Genomic DNA, 18,267 nt, shown 5'->3' on the forward strand with positions numbered 1-18,267 from the left:
CCCGCGGCCGGTCGCGGTCATGCCCGCCGGTGATGGGTGGGCATTCCGGATCGTCGTTGGATCGCCGGCCCGCCGCGGACCTAGCGTTCCGCGACGTGACCGCCACCGCCGTCCCCCCGCCGCTGCTGGCCGACGACCTGCTCGACACGCTGGCCCGCCGCGCGGCCGACCACGACCGCAGCGGCGAGTTCGTCACGCAGGACGTCGCGGACCTCGCCGCCCGGGGCTACCTGCGGGCACCCGTCCCGGTCGAGCTCGGCGGGGCCGGCCTGCGCCTGGACGAGCTCGCCCGGTTGCACCGCGCGCTCGCGACCCGGGCCCCCGCGACCGCGCTGGCCATGGGCATGCACCTGTTCTGGGTCGGCGCGGCCGCCGATCGGTTCCGCGCCGGCGACGACTCGCTCGCCTGGGTCCTGCACGACGCCGCGGCGGGAGAGGTGTTCGCCGCCGGGCACAGCGAGCCGGGCAACGACCTGGGCCTGGCCGACTCCGTCACCCGTGCCGAGCCCGATGCCGACGGCGGGTACACCTTCCACGGCCGCAAGGTCTTCTCCTCGCTCTCGCCGGTCTGGACCCGCCTCGGCGTCCACGGGCGCGACGACACCGACCTCGAGGCGCCGGCCGTGGTGCACGCCGTCATCACCCGCGACGCGCCCGGCTACCGGATCGAGCCGACCTGGGACGCGCTCGGGATGCGCGCGACCCGCAGCGACAGCACCGTGCTCGACGGCGTGCGGGCCGAGCCGGGACGGGTGCTCGCCCGGGTCGCCCCCGGCCCGCCGAGCCACCCGTACCTCGTCGCCGTCCCGGCCTGGGCCACCCTGCTCACCGCCACCGTCTACGCCGGGATCGCACGCCGCGCCCTCGACCTGGCGGTGGCGGCCGCGCAGGAGCGGGTGTCGACCCGGCGCGGCGGGAGCACCCGCGCGCACGACCCCTACGTCTCCTGGACCGTCGCCGACGCGGTGATCGAGCTCGACGGCATCGAGGCCCACCTCGACGCGGCCACCCGGGAGTGGAGCCACGACCGGCCCGGCGGGCTCGCGTGGACCACCAGGCTGTTCTCGGCCAAGGTGCACGCCGTCGAGGGCGCCAAGCGCGTGGTCGACCTCGCGCTGCAGGTCACCGGCGGCCGCTCGATGCAGCGCGGCCAGGAGCTCGAGCGGCTCTACCGCGACGTGCGGGCCGGCGGCTTCCACAACCCGACCGTCGAGGTCGCCCACGAGGCTCTCGGCGCCGGGACCCTGCTCGCCGCCCGCCCCGAGCGATGAGGCGGCTGCACCTCAACGCGTTCCTGCTCGGCGTCGGGCACCACGAGGCGGCCTGGCGCACCGCCCGCGCCGACCCGGCCGCCGTCCTCGACGTCGAGCACTACCGCCACCTCGCGCGGGTGGCCGAGCGCGGGACGTTCGACTCGGTGTTCCTCGCCGACAAGCTCTCCACCGGCCACGCGGCCCGCCACAACGTCCTGACGATGCTCGAGCCGACCGTGCTGCTCGCCGCGCTCGCGTCCGCGACCAGCCGGATCGGGCTCATCGCCACGCTATCGACCGGGTTCGACGAGCCATACCACGTCGCCCGCCGCCTGCTGACCCTCGACCACGTCAGCGGCGGCCGCGCCGGCTGGAACGTCGTCACCTCCTACAGTGACGCCGAGGCGCGCAACTTCGGCGCCGACCGGGTCGACGAGCACGACCGGCGCTACCGGCGCGCCGCGGAGTTCGTCGACGTCGTCCGCGCGCTGTGGGACAGCTGGGAGGTCGGCGCGTTCGTCCACGACCGGCACGACGGCGTGTTCGCCGACGTCGAGCGGGTGCACGATCTCCACCACCGGGGCGAGTTCTTCCGCGTCGACGGTGCGCTCACCGCGCCGCGGTCCCGGCAGGGGCACCCGCTGCTGGTGCAGGCCGGCGCCTCGCCCACGGGCCGCGACTTCGCGGCCGGCCGCGCCGACGCCGTCTTCACCGCCCACCAGACCCTCGCCGACGCCCGCGCCTTCCGCACCGACCTGCGGGCCCGCGCCGCGCGGGCCGGGCGGGACCCCGACGACGTGGTGGTCCTGCCCGGCATCGTCCCGATCGTCGGTGCCACCGAGGCGGCGGCACGGGCCCGGGCGGCGGAGCTCGACGAGCTCGTCGTCACCGATTACGCGCTGCGCCAGCTGGAGAACCTCGTCGGCCGCGACCTCTCCGGGCTTCCGCTCGACGGGCCGCTGCCCGACCTGCCCGCTCCCGGCGAGCACCGCGGCGCGCAGGGGCGGCTCGAGCTGATCACCCGCCTCGCCCGCGACGAGGGCCTGACGATCCGCGGGATCCTCGGCCGACTCGCGGGCGGCCGGGGCCACCTCGTCGTCGTCGGCACCCCGGAGCACGTCGCCGACGTGATGGCCGGGTGGTTCACCGCCGGCGGCGCCGACGGGTTCAACGTCATGGCCGCCGAGCTCCCCGCCGGGCTCGAGGACTTCGTCGAGGGCGTGGTCCCCGAGCTGCGCCGCCGCGGGCTGCACCGCGACCACTACGACGCCGACACCCTGCGCGGCCACTACGGCCTCGCGTCCCACTCCCGAGGAGGAGCATCCCGATGAGCGCGCCCGTGCAGAACACCACCTTCCCCAGCAACGGCCACACCGCCCACGGCTACCTCGCGCTGCCGCCCGGCGGGCACGGACCCGGGCTCGTGGTCATCCAGGAGTGGTGGGGCCTGACGACCCACGTCGCCGACCTCACCGACCGCTTCGCCGCGGCCGGGTTCGTCGCGCTCGCCCCCGACCTCTACGGCGGACCGACCACCCACGACGCCGCCGAGGCCGAACAGCTCATGCGCGAGCTGCCCGTCGACCGGGCGGCCCAGGACCTCGCCGGCGCCGTGACGTATCTGCTCGGCCACGAGGCCGTCACCGGCGACGCGGTCGGTGCCGTCGGCTTCTGCATGGGCGGCGGGTTCGTCCTGCTCCTCGCGGCCCAGCAGGGCGAGCGGATCGGGGCCGCGGTGCCGTTCTACGGGGTGCCGCCGGTGGAGCAGGACTTCCGTGGGCTCACCGCAGCGGTCCTCGGCCACTACGCCGAGCAGGACGCGTTCCTCCCCGTCGCGGCGGTCGAGGCGGTGCGCTCGGCCCTCGAGGACCAGGCGCCGGCGCCGGCCGAGTTCCACTTCTACCCGGCCGGCCACGCCTTCCTCAACGACGAGAACCCGCTGGGCACCTACGACCCCGAGCAGGCCGCGCTCGCCTGGTCGCGCACGGTGGACTTCCTGCAGGAGCGGCTCGACCCGGCGGCGCACCGATGACCGATCGCGATGGGTCCCATCCCCGATCGTCGTTGGACCGGCCGTGGGCGCGCTGGCTAGCGTTCCCGGCATGACGTTCCGGGTCGGCCGTGGCGGGGCAGTGGCTCCCGGCTGTGCCGACGGCTGTCGCGCTCACCGCTGAGCCCTCGCCGGAGTCCGTCTCCTCTCCCGCACGTGCGGTCGTCCTCCGCCGTGCCGCCCCCCCCCCGCGTGTGTCGACCCCCCGCGTCGCGCGCGGTCCCGCTCGTCCGACCCGAAGGCAGGCCGCATGTCCCTCGACCACCAGATCCCCGTCGACACCTCCACCGCCTGGGCCGACCGCCCGCTCCCCACCGACCGTCAGGGCTGGACCGACCGGGCCCGCGAGGTGGCCGCCCTGGTCTCGGCCACCGCCTTCGAGCGCGACCTCGCCGGCGCCGACCCGCACACCGAGATCGGCTGGATCAAGGACGCCGGCCTGCTCGGGCTGCAGGGTCCGGTCGCGCACGGCGGCGGTGACGCCGACTGGGCCACCGTCCTCGACGTCGTCGCCGAGTTCGCCAAGGTCGACGGCTCCATCGCCCAGATCCTCGGGTGGCACTACGCCTACACCTGGCTCTTCCGCTCCTTCGGCACCCCCGAGCAGCGCGAACGGTGGGAGGCCGAGGTGACCCGCGAGCGCCTGCTCGTCGAGGGGATCGCCAACTTCCGCGACCGCCCGATCGGCGCCCGGGACGAGGGCGAGGAGATCGTGCTGAACGGCGGGAAGCAGTTCAACACCGGCCTGCCGGTCGCCGACCGGGTGTTCATCGGCGCCGCGCTCGAAGGCACCGATGACGTCTTCTTCGTCTACACCGCCGCCCACCAGCCCGGCATCACCTACGGCGAGGACTGGGACACCCTCGGGCAGCGGTCCACCGGCAGCGGCAGCGCCACCGTCACCGACCTCCGGGTGCCGTGGACGGACGCCCTGGGCTTCGCCGACAAGGCGTTCGTCCCGCAGCCGGCGAACTCCACCCCGGGGCTGACCTCCCAGACGCTCATGCCGGTCTTCTACGTCTCCCTCGCCCGCGGCGCCCTCGACCGCGCGGCCGAGTACGTGCGGACCCGCACCCGCTCGTGGCTGCACTCGCCCTACGAGCGGGCCGTCGACGAGCCGTACATCCTCGACGGGTTCGGCCACCTGCACTCCCACCTGCTGGCCGCTGAGGCACTCGTGCGCGACGCGGGGGAGAAGGTGAGCGCCGCGCTGCGGAGCCCGAACGAGGTGACCGCCGAGCAGCGCGGGGACCTGGCGGCCCTGCTCTCCGCGGCCAAGACGGTGGCGGTCGACGTGGGCGTCGAGGTCACCACCAAGATCTTCGAGCTGACCGGGGCCCGCTCGACGGCCCGCGACGTCGAGCTGGACCGCTTCTGGCGCGACCTGCGCACCCAGAGCCTGCACGACCCGGTCGCCTACAAGCGCCTCCAGGTCGGCGTGCACCTGCTCCGGGGCGAGGCTCCGCTGGCCGTCGACTGGTACTCCTAGACGGTTTCCGGCGCGGTGGCCTCTTGGCCTGGGGCGACGGGTTCGCTAGGAAGACCGGTGTGGACGGTCGACAGGTGCTGGTCAGGCGACGTCACGTCGACCTGTGCCGCACGTCGGCCATGCGCTGTCGCGGCTGAGCGCCTCCGCGCCGCTCCGGACCCGCTCGACGGCGCGGGGAGCGGTGCCCACGTCCTCCGGCCGCCCCGACGCGCGGGCGACCCACCCGACGGGCGTCCCCGCCCGAGCCGTCGTGACCGAAGCACCCAGCGACCACTCCCGGAGCACCCCATGACCACCAGTCCGGCAGTCGACAACAACGTCAACACCGAGGCCCTGCTGCAGGCCCGCGACGCGCTGAAGGAGGCCCCCGAAGCGGCCGAGTTCGTCTGGAAGGTGACCTCGGAGTGGGAGGACGGCACCTACTCGCGGCAGACCATCGAGCACTTCTCGGGCCTCGGCGGACCGCAGCAGCACAAGCAGGCGTTCACGCTCGAGGGTGACCACCCGGAGGTCTTCGCCTCCGAGGACCGGGGACCCACGCCGGTGGAGACGGTGCTCGCCGGGCTCGCCGGCTGCCTCACGGCGGGCGTGGCCGCGGTGGCGCAGAACCGGGGCATCCAGCTGCGCTCGGTCCGGGCGACCGTGGAGGGCAACCACAACGTGCTGGGGATCCTCGGCGGCGACCCCGAGGTCCGCAACGGCTTCAACGACGTCTCCGTCCACTTCGACATCGACGCGGACGCGAGCGAGGAGGACATCGCGGCGCTCGTCGCGCAGTCGCAGAAGCGGTCCGCGGTCTTCGACGCCCTGGCCAACCCGACGAACATCAACGTCAGCGTCGGCTGACGGCACGGGCCGGGCAGGGCGCGGCGCTCAGGCCGCGCCCTCCCCGGTCGTGGACCGCCCGGCGAGGAAGGCCGCCAGGTGCTCGGCGAGGTCGGCGGTGTCCTGGTCCGCGCCGCCGAGGTAGGTGGAGCGGCGGCGGCGCAGCAGGCTCGTCCCCAGCAGGTAGACGCCGGGTGCGCCCGTGACCACGCCGCCCTGGTGCTTGATGCGGCCCTTGTGGTCGAGGACGGGCAGCGCCAGCCAGGAGTGGTCCGGGCGGTGGCCGGTCGCCCAGACGACCGAGCGGATCCCCTCCCGCGACAGGTCGAGCTCCGTCGGCGGCGACGCGGCGACGGTCGTCGGGGCCGGTCGGCGCGGGTCGTCCAGGTCGTCGACGCCGTGCTCGTCCGCCCAGGCGTCGAACCGGTCGAGCAGCCGGCCGAGCTTGAGGTCGGCGAGCCGGACGGTGTTGGACAGCCCGCCGGAGAACTGGGCGACCCCGTCCCGGAACCGGCCCAGCTTCCCGACCAGCCGAACGCCCCGCTGCTGCAGCGAGTCGAGGTCGATGGAGCGGCGCTCCGGGGTCCCGATGAGCTGCGGCGACGGGGTGTGGCGGGCGCGGATGATGTCGTCGACCTCGTCGTAGCGCTCGTCGAGGACGCCGGCGCGCTCCATCCACCAGAAGGCGTCCCGACCCCGGTAAGTGCGGGGGATGCGGACGTGCTCGCCGGCGGCGACCGTCACCGGGCGGCCGCTGCGGGCGATCTCGTCGGCGAGCTGCACACCGCTGGCCGACGCCCCGACGACCAGGACACCGCCCTCGGGCAGGTCGGCCGGCGACCGGTAGCCGGCCGACGCGAGCGAGGTGACGGTGTCCGGGACGCCGTCGGCGGCCGGGGGCAGCGCGGCGACGTTGCTGGCGCCGCTGGCGATGACGACGGTCGCGCACGTCCACGTCCCGCGGTCGGTCGTGACCTCGTAGCCGCCGTCGGTCGCGGCGACCCGGGAGACCGTGGTCCGGGTGTGGACGGGCGCGGCGACCGTCTCGGCGTAGCCGTCGAGGTAGGACACCAGCTCGGCGACCGACAGGAACCCGTCGGGGTCCGCGTCGGGCAGGGCGCGCGCGCCGGGGAGCGTGAGGTGCCACGTCGGGGTGAGCAGGCGCAGCGAGTCCCAGCGCTCCGTGCGCCAGGAGTTGGCCACCTCGCCGCGCTCGAGGACGACGTGGTCGATCGACCGCTCGGCCAGGCGCCTGCTCATCGCGAGGCCGGAGTGACCGGCGCCGACGACGACGGTGGTGACGTGCACTCGTCCCAACCTAGCGTCGGGGGCGGCTCGCACCACCCCGAGGTTCTCCCGCCCGGCCCGCACATACGGTGGCCGCGTCCGGTCGATCTCCGGCGGCCGGTACACCGAGGAGGCAGCGTGTCCCAGCCCGTGCCCGAGCAGGTCGGCCTGCTGGAGGGCCTGCGCAGCACCCCGTCGCGGCGCTACCTGTCCGACACCCCGATCCCCGACGACCTGCTGTGGGAGCTGCTCGACACCGCGATCCGCGGCCCGTCGGGCGGGAACCGGCAGCGGTGGGCGTGGCTCGTCGTCACCGATCCGTCGGTGAAGACGCGGATCGCGGACTGGTACCGGCAGGGGTGGGACGCCGCCTACGGCGTGCGGCGCGAGGAGCTCAGCGATCCCGGCCGCAGCGGCGTCGACACCGGGCTGACCCCGTCGTCGTACCGGGCCACCGAGTACCTCGCCCAGCACCTCGGCGAGGCGCCGGTGTTCGTCGTACCGGTGCTGCGCGACGCCGCCGACTCCACGGACAAGCGCCTCGGGTCCTCGATCTACGGCGCGGTCCAGCAGCTCCTGCTCGCGGCCCGCGCCCACGGCATCGGCGGGGTGCTCACCTCGCTGTACCTGGGCGCGGAGGACCGGGTCGACGCGCTCCTCGGGCTCCCCGACGACGCGGCGACGATGGGCCTGGTCCCGCTCGGCTACCCGGCCCGCGGACGGTGGTCGCAGCCGCGCCGGCGCCCCGTCGAGGAGGTCGTCCACTGGGAGCGGTGGGGGGAGACACGGACGCGGGACTGACTCCGCGCAGGCGACGACCCGCGCCTCGTCCCCGGCCGCCACGGGTCAGCGCAGCTTGTCGTGCGCGACGAGCAGCGCTGCGTAGGCCTCCTCGTCGTCGCCCGCCGCGAGGTAGGAGCACGCGATCGTGACGGCGGGGACCGCGTCGCCGTGCTCGGCACCCGCGTGGTCGGCCAGGACGGTGCGCAGCATCGACTCCAGGCGCCGGCTGCGGTTCCAGCGCTGGCGGGCGTCGCGGTGGTCGGCCTCGTCGAGCCGGCGCAGCGCGGTGACCACGGCCCGCGCGAGCGGCCCGCGCGTCGGGCGGGCCCGGCCGCGGGAGGGTGACGTGGACAGCGGGGTGGGGGTGGCGAGGGAGGTGGGCACGGGTGTCCTCGGAGGGCGGCGCCCGCGCGGGCGCGTCGGTGGACGGGGTGGGTCAGCGGCCGGAGGGCCGACGACACCCGTCGGAGACGACGCGCAGGAGGTCGACGTACGTGCGGCGCACGAGTCTCACTCCCGGTCCTGGCACACGCTGATGGTGACACGGGGGACGCGTCCCCACCAGCACGACGGCGGCCGTCGCTGGCTCGTCGTGCCACGGGTGTGCCACGATCGGGACGTGGGTTCCTGGGGCGCGCAGCGACGTCCGGTCGCGCGCGTCTGGCTGGATCTGCTGCGCCTCGTCGGCGGGCACTGTCCGGCGGTGCCGATCCGCTGACCGCCCGGGCGGCCGTCCGTCCGCCCGGCCTCGCGGGTCCGTGCCCGCTCCCCGAGCCCCGGGAGCGTCCCGCCAGGACGAAGGACCCCGCCCATGTGGATGACGGTGGCCGGCGTACGCGCCGGCCGACCCCCGCGCCCCGCGACCGTGCTGCTCACCAACCGGAGCCGCAGCGCGGTGCTGCCGATCGGCGTCGACGACCCGACCGCGATCGACGTCGCCCGCGCCCACGGCGACGGGTTCAGCGCCGGCGGGATCGACCTGCTGCTGGCCGTGGTCGCCGGGCTGGGCGCGCGGATCCACTACTTCCGCCTCGCGGAGGGTGGGCCCGCCCCGGACGCGTCGGCGGCGTCGTGCACCGCGCCGACGCCGGCCGCGGGGCGCCCGCGGGCGCCGTCGGGGTCCGTCCGGGCACCGCGGCTCCGGCTCGCGGACCTCAGCGCGACCGCGGTGCTCACCGACGACCGGCGGGTGGAGCTCTCCGCGGGCCAGGCGCTGGCGCTGGCCATGCGGTCCGGAGCGCCGTTCGACGTGCCCTCGCCGCTGCGGACGCGGCTCGTGCCCCTCGAGCCCGGCGTCACCGCCGCCCTGGCCCGGAACGCCATCGAGGACTCCGTCGACGCGCTGCGGGTGCTGCTCGACCGGGCGCGCGCCTCGGACTTCCGCCGGTCCGCGTAGCCGACCCCTGATCCCATCGTCCAGCGGGGTAGCCCGCGCCGTGCCGACCCCTGGGAGCCGTGCGTGACGACCGAGACCGTGCCGCCCGACGTCGAGGCCGAGGAGGGGCGGCTGCGGCGTCACCTCGGCCTCGGCGGCCTCACCGCGATCGGCTTCTCCAACATCATCGGTTCCGGCTGGCTGTTCGCGTCGATGTACGCCGCGCAGATCGCCGGCCCGGCCGCGCTGATCTCGTGGGTGGTGGCCGGCGTGCTGTGCGCGCTGGTCGCGCTGGTGATGGTGGAGCTGGGCGCGACGCGGCCCGAGGGCGGCGGCACGGTGCGCTGGCCGCTCTACGCGAGCGGGCGGCTGGTCGGCTCGGTGATCGGGTTCTCGGTGCTGCTCGCGGTGGGTGCCACCTCCGCCGAGCTCACCGCGATCGTCCAGTACGCGGGCTACTACCTGCCCTGGCTCTACCGGGACGATTCCCTGACCTGGCCCGGGGTGGGCCTCGCCGTCGTGCTCTCGATCGTGCTCACCGCGCTGAACTGGTTCGGCGTGCGGCTCTTCGGCCGGCTGAACGCGGCGATCACCGTGGTCAAGGTCGTGGTCCCGGTGCTCACCGTGGTCCTGCTGCTCGCGTCCGGGTTCGACGGTGCCCACCTCACCGACCACGGCGGGTTCGCCCCGTACGGCTACGGCGCGGTGCTCTCGGCCCTCGCGGGCGGCGGGATCGTCTACTCGATCAACGGGTTCCAGGCGCCGGTGGACTTCTCCGGCGAGGCCCGCAGCCCGAGCCGGACGGTGCCGCTGGCCGTGCTCGGCTCGATCGGCGCCGCGGTCCTGGTGTACCTGGGGCTGCAACTGGCGTTCCTCGGCGCGGTGCCCGACTCGGCGCTGGCGGACGGCTGGCAGGGGATCCAATTCGACTCGCCGTTCGGGCAGCTCGCCGTCGCGCTCAACCTCGGGTTCCTCGCGGCCCTGCTCTACGGCGACGCGGTGGTCTCGCCCGGCGGGTCGGCCTTCGTCGGGGTCGCCGTCGACGCGCGCCACACCTATGCCCTGGCCAAGAACCGGCTGCTGCCCCGGGGCCTGATGACGGTCGACCGGGACTGGGGCGTGCCGCGGCGCGCGCTCGCGCTGAACCTCGCGGTGATCGTGGTCTACCTGCTCCCGTTCTCCGGCTGGCAGAGCATCGTCTCGGTGATGGGCGACCTGTACCTGCTGCTCTACCTGGCCGCCGCGGTCGCCGTCGAGGTGTTCCGGCGCCGGGAGCCCGCGCGGCTGTCGGGCTGGGTGCCGGGGCTGCCGGTGATCGCGCCGGTCTCGTTCGTGCTCGCGACGCTGTTCGTCTACTGGTCGGGCTTCGACGACCTGCGCCTCGCGCTGCCGCTCACGCTCGTCGGGGTGCCGCTGTTCGTGGTGCTGTGGCGCGCCGACCGGGTCGGGTCGCTGGGCGGGGAGCTCCGGCGGGGCGCCTGGCTCGTCGTGCACCTGCTGGTGGTGCTGCTGCTCTCCGGGCTCGGCTCGTTCGACGGGGCCGGGGTGCTGCCGGCGCCGTGGGACACCGTGGTGGTGGCGGTGTGGGCGCTCGCGGTGTTCCCGGTCGCGGTGCGCTCCGGACTGCGCGACGACGCGCCGATCCCGGTGGCCGAGGAGCCCGTCGGTTAGCGCTGTCCCGGCTTCAGGGCGACGAACAGGGCGCTGACCTCGGAGCACACCGTGTCGCCGTGGCTCAGCGTGCCCTGGACGAAGCGCTTGCGGCCCTCCTCGCGCTCGAACCACGCCTCGACGCGCAGCTCGGTGTCGATCGGGGCGACGGCCCGGTAGTCGACGTGCATGAAGGCGGTGCGCGAGCGGGAGCGGCCGCCGGTCAGGGCGAGCCGGCCGAGCACGTCGTCGAACAGCAGCGGGATCGCCCCGCCGTGCACGACGCCGTTGCTGCCCAGGAAGTGCGCCCCGAAGCGCACCCGGCCCGTCATGCGGCCGTCGTCGATCTCGTCGACGAGCAGCGGCGGCCCGGTGAGCTGGGCGCGGCCGGGGGCGGCGAGGAGCCGGCCGGCGAAGCGGTCGGCCTCGTCGACCTCGTACTCGGCGAGCCAGGCGTTGAGCTGCGCGACGGCCTTGGTGGTGTCCGCGACGACCTCCGCGCTCGGGGCCGTCGTCGCGACGCGGTCGAGGAGCTCGCGCAGCTCGTCGATCATCTCGGGGTAGCCGGCGGGCACCGGGGAGCCGGTCCAGGTGCGTCGTGCCGGGTCGGCGGGGTCGCTGCGGACCAGCGGCGGGGTCAGCACGTTCTCCTGCTCCGACCCGTCGGAACCCTCGTCGTCCACCCGCTGCTCCCGTCCGTCGGTCGAACCCACCCCGTCACCGTGCGCCACCGCGGCCGGATCCGCAGGCAGGCGTGGACATCGTCACGCGGGCTTCTCGGGCTCCTCCGGCCCCGCGGGCTCCTCCGGCGGCGAGTCGGCCCGCAGCAGGTCGCCGCGGCTGATCATCCCGACCAGCCGGCCGGCGTCGTCGACCACCGGGAACACCCGGCGACGGTGCTCGATCATCGTCCGCGCGACCTTCGCGAGCGGCACGTCGTGGCGCACCGCGGTGGCGGGCGAGGTCATCGCGTCGCCGCACCGGGCCGGCGTCGGGCCGCGCCGCCCGGAGAGGTTGTCGGTGACCAGGTCGGCCTCGCTGACGATGCCGCGCAGGACGCCCTCGCCGTCGAGGACGGGCAGGGCGGTGAACCGGTGCGTCGACAGCGCGGCGGCGGCCGCGGCGACCGGGGTGTCGGTCTCGGCGTAGATCAGGTCGGCGAACGGGGTCATCACTTCACCCGCCGTGGTGCCGAAGCGGCCGCGGTCGGCCGGGAGGTCGTCGGGGTCGTCCGGTTCGGAGCCCAGCAGGCGGTCGAAGAACGAGCGTCGGGGCGGGGTCTTGAGCAGGTCGCCGCGGGTGACGACCCCGACGAGCACGCCGCGCTCCACGATCGGCATCACCCGGCGCTCGCCGTAGCGGCGCAGCCGGTGGGACAGGATCGTCACGGGGGAGTCGGGGCCCATGGTCATGGGCTCGCGGGTCATCACCTCGCTCACGGCGGCGTCGGCGTGCCCGCGCACCTCGGCGCGCAGCACGTCGAAGGTCGTGACGATCCCGACGAGCCGGTAGCCGCGGTCGACCACCGGCAGGGCGCTGAAGCGGTTCTCGGTGAGCCGCGCGCGGGCCTTCTCGAGGGGGTCGTCGGGCGACACCGTCACCACGCCCTGCGTCATCACGTGTCGGGCCCGCACCACCACGGTCCTCGACCCTAGGTGACCTGCGGCCTCGTGAGCACCAAGTGCCGCTATACCGACCTTGTGTGCTCACGAGGCCGGAGGCCACCGAGGAGGGTCGAGTCCCCGAACTCGTGCCACAGGTAGTCGCCGTGCTCGACGGCGGCCGCGTAGGCCCGGCCCACCACCTCCGGCCCGACGACCGCCTCGAGGAGCAGCAGGTGGCTGGCCTCCGGGGCGTGCAGCCCGCTGATCAGGGTGTCCACGACGCGGGCCGGACGGTCCGGTCCCAGCACGAGGTCGGTCCAGCCGCCCGCGGGGCGCACGGTGCCGTCCGGGTCGGCCGCCGACTCCAGGGCCCGCACGACGGTCGTGCCGACCGCGACCACCCGGCCGCCGGCGTCCCGCGTCCCGGTGACGAGCCGTGCGGTGGCGGCCGGGACGGTGTAGCGCTCGGGCATCGGCGGCTCGTGCTTCTCGGGGCTGGAGACCCCGCAGTGCAGCACGATCGGCGCGACGACGACGCCGCCCGCCATCAGCCGGACCAGCAGGCGCTCGGTGAAGGGGCGCCCGGCGCTGGCCATCTCGGCGCTGCCGGGCTCGGTGGCGTAGACGGTCTGGTGGTCGCCGAGGGGGTAGGCGCCGGCGAGGTAGCCGTAGCCGATCGGCCGGCCGTGGCCCCGCAGGAACGGCGCGGCCTCGCGCGGCGGGTCGGTGTGCGCCCGCCACAGCCGGGTCAGGGTCGTCGTCGGGTCCGGGTAGGGCTCGGTGAGCGCGAGGCGGACGTCGTCGGTGAGGGTGAGGACCTCGCCGGCGGTGACGCCGCGGTCGGGCCCGTCCGGACGCCGCGGCTCGACGACCCAGGTGCCGTCGTCGAGCGTGGTCGACACGTGCACCGTCGTCGGCTCCCCGCCGGCGCGGCGGGCGTCGAGCGCCGCGGGCAGCGTCGCCGAGGTGTTGACGACCAGGAGGTCGCCCGGGTCGAGGTACTCGCCGAGGTCGGCGAAGCGGCGGTGCTCGACGCCGTCCGGTCCGGCCACCAGCAGCCGGACCCCGTCGCGGGTCAGCCCGCGCCGCTCCGGCGGGGCGGTGGCCTCGCGCTCGGCCGGCAGGACGAAGCGGGTGAGCGGCGCGGTCACGACGACGCCACCACCAGGTCCGCCGCGCGGTAGCGCCCGCTCGGCAGCTCGCCGGCGACGAGCGCGCGCAGCGCGGGGACGACCGACTCCGGCAGCGGCCGGTCGCCGATGTCCTCGCCCGGGAAGGCCTCCTGGTGCATGACGGTGCGCATGTCGCCGGGGTCGACGGCGTACACCCGCAGCTGGGGCTCCTCGACGGCGAGCACGGCGGTGAGGTGGTCCAGCGCGGCCTTCGACGCGCCGTACCCGCCCCAGCCGTCCATCGCCTCGACCGCGGCGTCGGAGGACACGTCGATCACCCGCGCGCCCTGGCGGAACAGGGGGTGCAGCGCCTGGACCAGCGCGAGCGGGGCGACGACGTTGACCGCGAGGACCCCGGTGAGGACGTCGAGGGGGTAGTCGACGAGCCGCGGCTGGGGGCTGGGTCCGAGCAGGCTCGCGTTGTTGACCAGCAGGTCGAGCCCGCCGAGCCCGTCGACGACCTCGGCGAGCCGCCGACGGTGCGCGGGGTCGGTGACGTCCCCGGGGACGGCGGTGACGGCGGGGGAGCCGAAGGTCAGGTCCGCGCCGTGGCGCGCGTCGACGACGACCCGCCAGCCGTCCCGGACGAGCTGGTCGGTGAGGGCGCGCCCCAGCCCGCGGGAGGCGCCGGTGACGAGGGCGGTCGGTGAGTGCAGCGATGCCATGCCGGCCAGCGTGGAACCTCAACGATTGTCGAGGTCAAGAGGTGCGCTGCGCGCTCGTGAGCACTAACTGTCGCTATACCGACCTTTAGTGCTCACAGGCGCGGAGCGCACCTCGTCGGGACCGACCGACGCCAGCGCGTCCAGGAATGCCGGGACGAAGGTCCCCGGTCCGAGCGCCACGCGCTCGGCGGCCTCGGCCGCCACGGCGACGTGCACGTGGGCGGCCACCAGCCCGGTCAACGGATCGGGGGTGACGGCGAGGTACGCGGCCGCGAGCGCACCGAGCGAGCAGCCCGTCGCGGTGACCTTCGCGAGCAACGGGCTCCCGCCCGGCACGAGGACGGTCACGACCTCGCCCTCGGTGGTGTACCCGGTGACGTGGTCGACCGGGCCGGAGGCCGACACCGCCTCGGTGACCTCGAGCAGCGCCACCGCGGCGCCGACGGCGTCGGCCGCGTCGCTCCCGCTGTCCACCCCGCGCCCGCCGCCGTGCCCGGCCGCCCCGCGCAGCCCCGCCGTCGCGAGGATCTCCGAGGGGTTCCCGCGGATCGCCGTCGGCCGCCGCTCGAGCAGTCCGGCCGCCAGCTCCGTCCGCCAGGGCAGCCCGCCGACGCCGACGGGGTCGAGCACCCACGGCGTCCCCGCCGCGGTCGCGCCGTCCGCCGCGAGCGAGAACGCCTCGGCCTGCTCGTCGGTCGGCGTGCCGAGGTTGATCAGCACGGCGTCGGCGATCGCCGCGAACCCGCCGGCCTCGTGCGGGTTGTCGATGACGGCGTTGGTGGCGCCGGCGGCGAGGAGCACGTTGGTCAGGAAGTTCGCCGACACGATGTTCGTCAGCGACTGCACCAGCGGGGTGTGGGCCCGGAGCGCGTCGAGGGCGTCGGCGCTGGACCGGGCGTCGGGTACGGGCACGGAATCTCCTCGGCAGGGGATCCGGGTGTACCCGCGGCTACAGGTCGACCACCGGCCGCAGGAACGCCGTCGACACGACGCTGATCACCGCCGTCAGGACGAGGAACCCGCACGCGAGCCACGGCGAGCCCCCGGCCACGGCCAGGAGCGAGGTGAGGATCAGCGGGGTCAGGCCCGACGCGTAGATGCCGCTGCCCTGGAAGACCAGCGACATCCCGGTGTAGCGCGTGCGCGTGGGGAAGAGCTCGGCGAACAGGGTCGATTCCGACCCCGACTGGATGCCGTAGACGACGCCGAGCAGCAGCACGAGCACGACGGTCACCACGACCAGCGACCCCGTGTGCAGCCCGAGGAAGGCGGGGTACACGCCGATCCCGAACGCGGCGCACCCGGTCGCGAACACCGCCCGTCGCCCGAACCGGTCCGCCAGACGTCCGGCCACCGGCACGACCGCCGCGCAGACCAGGGCGGCGACGGTGACGGCCACCAGCACCTGCGTCTTGGGCATCTTCACCGTCGTCACCGCGTAGGTCAGGACGAAGACGCCCCAGGTGTTGAACGCGGCCCCCTCGCCCCACCGCGCGAGCAGCCCGAGGCCGAGGTTGCGCCGGGAGAAGGTGTCGCGGACGACGTCGACCAGCGGCACCCGGGAGATCTCCGCACCCTCCTGCATCCGCCGGAACGCCGGGGTCTCGAAGACCCGCAGCCGCACGATCAGCCCGATGGCCACGAGCACGATGCTGACCAGGAAGGCGATCCGCCAGCCCCACGCCAGGAACGCCTGGTTGTCCATCGCTGCCCCGAGCAGCGCGAACGCGCCCGTCCCGAGCGCGAGGCCGAGCCCGAGACCGATCTGCGGGCTCGACCCCCACAGTCCGCGCCGCCCGGGCGGCGCGTACTCGACGGCCATCAGCACGGCGCCGCCCCACTCACCGCCGAGGGCGATCCCGCCGAGCACCCGCAGCACCACGAGCAGCACCGGGGCCCAGATCCCGATCGAGGCGTACGTGGGCAGCACCCCGATCAGCGCGGTGGCGGCGCCGGCCAGGGCCATCGTCGCGACGAGCGTCGCCCGCCGCCCGACCCGGTCGCCGAGGTGGCCGAAGATCACCCCGCCGATCGGGCGTGCCACGAACCCGACGGCGAAGGTCGCGAAGGACAGCAGCGTCCCGACGGTCTCGTTGCCGGCGGGGAAGAACAACGCCGGGAAGACGAGGCTCGCGGCCGTCGAGAAGAGGAAGAAGTCGTACCACTCGATGGTGGTGCCGATGAGGGACGCGAGCAGGACGGTCGTCGCCTGCGCGGGCGGCTCGGTCCTCTCCGCGGGCGCGGCGGAATCGGTCGTGGTCACGGGCGTCCTCGGTTCGGGAGGCGGGGAACGCCCGGCTGGTCGGTGGGTCCGGCCGGGCGCAGCGGGCACACCCCGACAGGGCCCGCGGCGGGCGGGTCGGGGAGTCCTGCTGATCAGGCCGGACAGGCCTGGGTGCGCCGGCGGCCGTGGTCGACGTGGCGGCGGCGGGCGAGGGGCACCCGGGGCAGGACGCAGCGACGCGAGCGCGTCGAACGAGGCGTCCCCTGCACGAGGGCGAGAGTGCCCCACGACGACCGCGACGAAAAGTCGAGGTCGTGTCGCTCACACGGACGACGCCGCGGCTCCGAGCGTCGCACTCGCCCAGGAGGCGAACGACGTCGTCGGGAGGCCCAGCGCCCGGGCGTCCCCGGGCCGGGCGGGCGCCGGGTGCTCGCTCATGAGCTGCTGGGAGACCGCGAAGTGGTCGGGCAGGCCGTCCGCCCGCGCCTGGGCCGGGCTCTGCGGCACGGTGATCGTCGTGCCGAGGACCTCGGAGAGGACGGCGGCCGCCTGCCGGAAGGTCAGCAGGTCGCCCGCCAGTTCGAGCTCGACGCCGTCGAACCGGACCGGGTCGGCGAAGGCGGCGGCCGCCGCGGCGCCGATGTCGGCGACGGCGACGAACGGCTGGGCGACGTCGAGGTCCATCGCGACCAGCAGGTGGTCCGAGGTCCCGTCGGCGAAGTAGAACGACGGCCGCACGAAGTTCTCCATGAACGTGCTGGGCCGCAGGATCGTCGTGGACGCGGCCCCCGCGTCGCGCGCCGCCTCTTCCGCCGCGGCCTTGCTGCGCCAGTAGTGGCCCATGAACGCGCCCCACCGCGCCTCGTCGATCGGCTCGGAGCGCGCGGCGCCGGACACCGAGGTGTGCACCACCTGCGCGACGCCCGCCGTCCGCGCCGCCGCGGCGAGGTTCTGCGCGTGGCGGAGCTCGGCGTCGCCCATGAGGTCGGCGAGGTCGGGGGTCTGCACCGAGAACACACCGCGCGCCCCGGCGGCGGCGCGGGCGAGCGAGTCCGGGTCGTCCAGGTTCCCGACGACGAGGGTGGCGCCGAGCGTGGCGAGGTCCTTCGCCCGCGGCGCGTCCGGGTCGCGGACGAGGGCGTGGACCGGGGTGCCCGCGGTGAGCAGGGCACGCGCCGTCGCTCCGCCCTGCTGCCCCGTCGCCCCGGTGACCAGCACGAATCCCGCCATGTCCGTCTCCTCGCCACGAAACGGGGGACCACCCCGTTTGGTGGTCGCTACCATATGGGGTGGTCCCCCGGTTGTCGAGCGAGGAGGTGGACGTGGCGGCCCCCACCGGTCCCCGTCGCGCGGACGGGCGGCGCAACCGGGAGCGCCTGCTGGTGGCGGCGGAGGCGGTGATCGCCCGCGACGGCGCCGGCGCCTCGCTCGAGGAGATCGCCCGGCGGGCCGGGGTCGGCTCGGCGACGCTGCACCGGCACTTCCCGGGCCGGCGTGCACTGCTCGACGCGGTGTTCCACGAGGGCGTGGTGCGCCTCTGCCGCCGGGCGGAGGAGCTGCTCGACGCTCCTGACCCCCGCGAGGGGCTCGCCACCTGGCTCGAGGAGCTCGCCGTCTACTCGGCCACCACGCGCGGCGTCGCGACGGCCCTGCTCGCCGGACCGGACGGCCACATCGCCGAGGAGGACACCTGCCACGGCCTGATGCACGACGCGGCCGGCGGCCTCGTCGTGCGGGCCCGCGAGGCCGGTCAGCTGCGCGCGGAGGCGACGACCGACGATCTGCTCGCGCTCACGAACGCGCTCTCGCTCGCGTGCGAGGGCGACCCCGACGCGGCCCGGCGGCTCCTGCGCCTGTCGCTGGGTGGCTTCGCCTCGTGAGCACCAAGTG

18 protein-coding genes are annotated in these 18,267 nt (G+C 75.3%); 9 read left to right on the top strand and 9 right to left on the bottom strand.

The features are described from left to right. The first annotated feature begins 95 nt into the window (after nt 1-95). The 5 genes from HH311_RS33375 (at nt 96) to HH311_RS17150 (ending at nt 5,638) form a co-directional block, all read left to right on the top strand. Complete coding sequence (locus HH311_RS33375; RefSeq protein ID WP_211190377.1) at nt 96-1,271, top strand: acyl-CoA dehydrogenase family protein; 1,176 nt, start codon at nt 96-98, stop codon at nt 1,269-1,271. Further along, nucleotides 1,268-2,584: an LLM class flavin-dependent oxidoreductase gene (locus HH311_RS17135; protein ID WP_169184881.1), complete on the top strand. Its 1,317-nt coding sequence runs from the start codon at nt 1,268-1,270 to the stop codon at nt 2,582-2,584. Before HH311_RS33375 ends, HH311_RS17135 begins: the two co-directional genes overlap by 4 nt. Then, nucleotides 2,581-3,285, top strand: a complete 705-nt coding sequence (locus HH311_RS17140; RefSeq protein WP_169184882.1) for a dienelactone hydrolase family protein — start codon at nt 2,581-2,583, stop codon at nt 3,283-3,285. The genes HH311_RS17135 and HH311_RS17140 overlap by 4 nt, the downstream gene beginning before the upstream one ends. 268 nt (nt 3,286-3,553) lie before the next feature. Continuing rightward, nucleotides 3,554-4,792 (top strand): acyl-CoA dehydrogenase family protein, encoded by a 1,239-nt coding sequence (locus tag HH311_RS17145; RefSeq protein WP_169184883.1) that lies wholly within the window; start codon nt 3,554-3,556, stop codon nt 4,790-4,792. A gap of 288 nt (nt 4,793-5,080) precedes the next feature. Further along, on the top strand, nt 5,081-5,638 hold the full coding sequence (locus tag HH311_RS17150; RefSeq protein ID WP_169184884.1) for an OsmC family protein: 558 nt from the start codon (nt 5,081-5,083) through the stop codon (nt 5,636-5,638). 27 nt (nt 5,639-5,665) lie between these two features. Here HH311_RS17150 and HH311_RS17155 read toward each other — a convergent pair whose 3' ends face one another. Then, the gene (locus HH311_RS17155; RefSeq protein WP_211190378.1) at nt 5,666-6,925 is read right to left on the bottom strand and encodes an NAD(P)/FAD-dependent oxidoreductase; all 1,260 of its coding nucleotides are present in this window, start codon (nt 6,923-6,925) and stop codon (nt 5,666-5,668) included. Nucleotides 6,926-7,042: 117 nt separating this feature from the next. On the opposite strand from HH311_RS17155, the gene HH311_RS17160 reads away from it, so the two are divergent. After that, a complete protein-coding gene (locus tag HH311_RS17160) occupies nt 7,043-7,705 on the top strand; it encodes a nitroreductase family protein (protein ID WP_169184885.1) in 663 nt (220 codons plus the stop codon). A gap of 45 nt (nt 7,706-7,750) precedes the next feature. Here HH311_RS17160 and HH311_RS17165 read toward each other — a convergent pair whose 3' ends face one another. Beyond that, entirely contained in the window at nt 7,751-8,071 is a 321-nt protein-coding gene (locus HH311_RS17165; protein WP_169184886.1) for a hypothetical protein, read from the bottom strand. Nucleotides 8,072-8,498: 427 nt separating this feature from the next. On the opposite strand from HH311_RS17165, the gene HH311_RS17170 reads away from it, so the two are divergent. Both HH311_RS17170 and HH311_RS17175 read left to right on the top strand, forming a co-directional pair. Beyond that, the gene (locus tag HH311_RS17170; RefSeq protein ID WP_169184887.1) at nt 8,499-9,083 is read left to right on the top strand and encodes a hypothetical protein; all 585 of its coding nucleotides are present in this window, start codon (nt 8,499-8,501) and stop codon (nt 9,081-9,083) included. A gap of 63 nt (nt 9,084-9,146) precedes the next feature. Beyond that, a complete protein-coding gene (locus HH311_RS17175) occupies nt 9,147-10,733 on the top strand; it encodes an APC family permease (RefSeq protein ID WP_211190379.1) in 1,587 nt (528 codons plus the stop codon). Here HH311_RS17175 and HH311_RS33380 read toward each other — a convergent pair. From HH311_RS33380 to HH311_RS17210, 7 genes are all read right to left on the bottom strand, one after another. Beyond that, on the bottom strand, nt 10,730-11,425 hold the full coding sequence (locus HH311_RS33380; RefSeq protein ID WP_169184888.1) for a PaaI family thioesterase: 696 nt from the start codon (nt 11,423-11,425) through the stop codon (nt 10,730-10,732). The two genes, HH311_RS17175 and HH311_RS33380, sit on opposite strands and share 4 nt — an antisense overlap. A gap of 51 nt (nt 11,426-11,476) precedes the next feature. Further along, entirely contained in the window at nt 11,477-12,346 is an 870-nt protein-coding gene (locus HH311_RS17185) for an HPP family protein (RefSeq protein WP_169184889.1), read from the bottom strand. Nucleotides 12,347-12,399: 53 nt separating this feature from the next. Then, nucleotides 12,400-13,467 carry an S-adenosylmethionine:tRNA ribosyltransferase-isomerase gene (locus tag HH311_RS17190; protein ID WP_169184890.1) on the bottom strand — a complete coding sequence of 356 codons (1,068 nt, stop codon included), beginning with the start codon at nt 13,465-13,467 and terminating at the stop codon, nt 12,400-12,402. Next, on the bottom strand, nt 13,464-14,153 hold the full coding sequence (locus tag HH311_RS17195; RefSeq protein ID WP_169184891.1) for an SDR family NAD(P)-dependent oxidoreductase: 690 nt from the start codon (nt 14,151-14,153) through the stop codon (nt 13,464-13,466). The genes HH311_RS17190 and HH311_RS17195 overlap by 4 nt, the downstream gene beginning before the upstream one ends. 63 nt (nt 14,154-14,216) lie before the next feature. Continuing rightward, nucleotides 14,217-15,065, bottom strand: a complete 849-nt coding sequence (thiM, locus tag HH311_RS17200; protein WP_169184892.1) for a hydroxyethylthiazole kinase — start codon at nt 15,063-15,065, stop codon at nt 14,217-14,219. A gap of 37 nt (nt 15,066-15,102) precedes the next feature. Beyond that, nucleotides 15,103-16,416: an MFS transporter gene (locus tag HH311_RS17205; RefSeq protein WP_169184893.1), complete on the bottom strand. Its 1,314-nt coding sequence runs from the start codon at nt 16,414-16,416 to the stop codon at nt 15,103-15,105. Nucleotides 16,417-16,698: 282 nt separating this feature from the next. Next, complete coding sequence (locus HH311_RS17210) at nt 16,699-17,607, bottom strand: NmrA family NAD(P)-binding protein (protein ID WP_169184894.1); 909 nt, start codon at nt 17,605-17,607, stop codon at nt 16,699-16,701. A gap of 92 nt (nt 17,608-17,699) precedes the next feature. Here HH311_RS17210 and HH311_RS17215 point away from each other — a divergent pair, with 92 nt between their 5' ends. Continuing rightward, complete coding sequence (locus HH311_RS17215) at nt 17,700-18,257, top strand: TetR/AcrR family transcriptional regulator (RefSeq protein ID WP_169184895.1); 558 nt, start codon at nt 17,700-17,702, stop codon at nt 18,255-18,257. The last annotated feature ends 10 nt before the right edge of the window (nt 18,258-18,267 follow it).

This window comes from Actinomycetospora sp. TBRC 11914 (genome assembly GCF_012933465.1).
In the GTDB taxonomy this organism is placed as follows: Bacteria; Actinomycetota; Actinomycetes; order Mycobacteriales; family Pseudonocardiaceae; genus Actinomycetospora.

Excerpts from the sequence above, each read along its gene's own strand:
- HH311_RS17140 (WP_169184882.1), top strand. The coding sequence starts at position 2,581 with ATGAGCGCGCCCGTGCAGAACACCACCTTCCCCAGCAACGGCCACACC.
- HH311_RS17145 (WP_169184883.1), top strand. The coding sequence starts at position 3,554 with ATGTCCCTCGACCACCAGATCCCCGTCGACACCTCCACCGCCTGGGCC.
- HH311_RS17210 (WP_169184894.1), bottom strand. The coding sequence starts at position 17,607 with ATGGCGGGATTCGTGCTGGTCACCGGGGCGACGGGGCAGCAGGGCGGA.
- HH311_RS17135 (WP_169184881.1), top strand. The coding sequence starts at position 1,268 with ATGAGGCGGCTGCACCTCAACGCGTTCCTGCTCGGCGTCGGGCACCAC.
- HH311_RS17170 (WP_169184887.1), top strand. The coding sequence starts at position 8,499 with ATGTGGATGACGGTGGCCGGCGTACGCGCCGGCCGACCCCCGCGCCCC.
- HH311_RS17150 (WP_169184884.1), top strand. The coding sequence starts at position 5,081 with ATGACCACCAGTCCGGCAGTCGACAACAACGTCAACACCGAGGCCCTG.
- HH311_RS17195 (WP_169184891.1), bottom strand. The coding sequence starts at position 14,153 with ATGGCATCGCTGCACTCACCGACCGCCCTCGTCACCGGCGCCTCCCGC.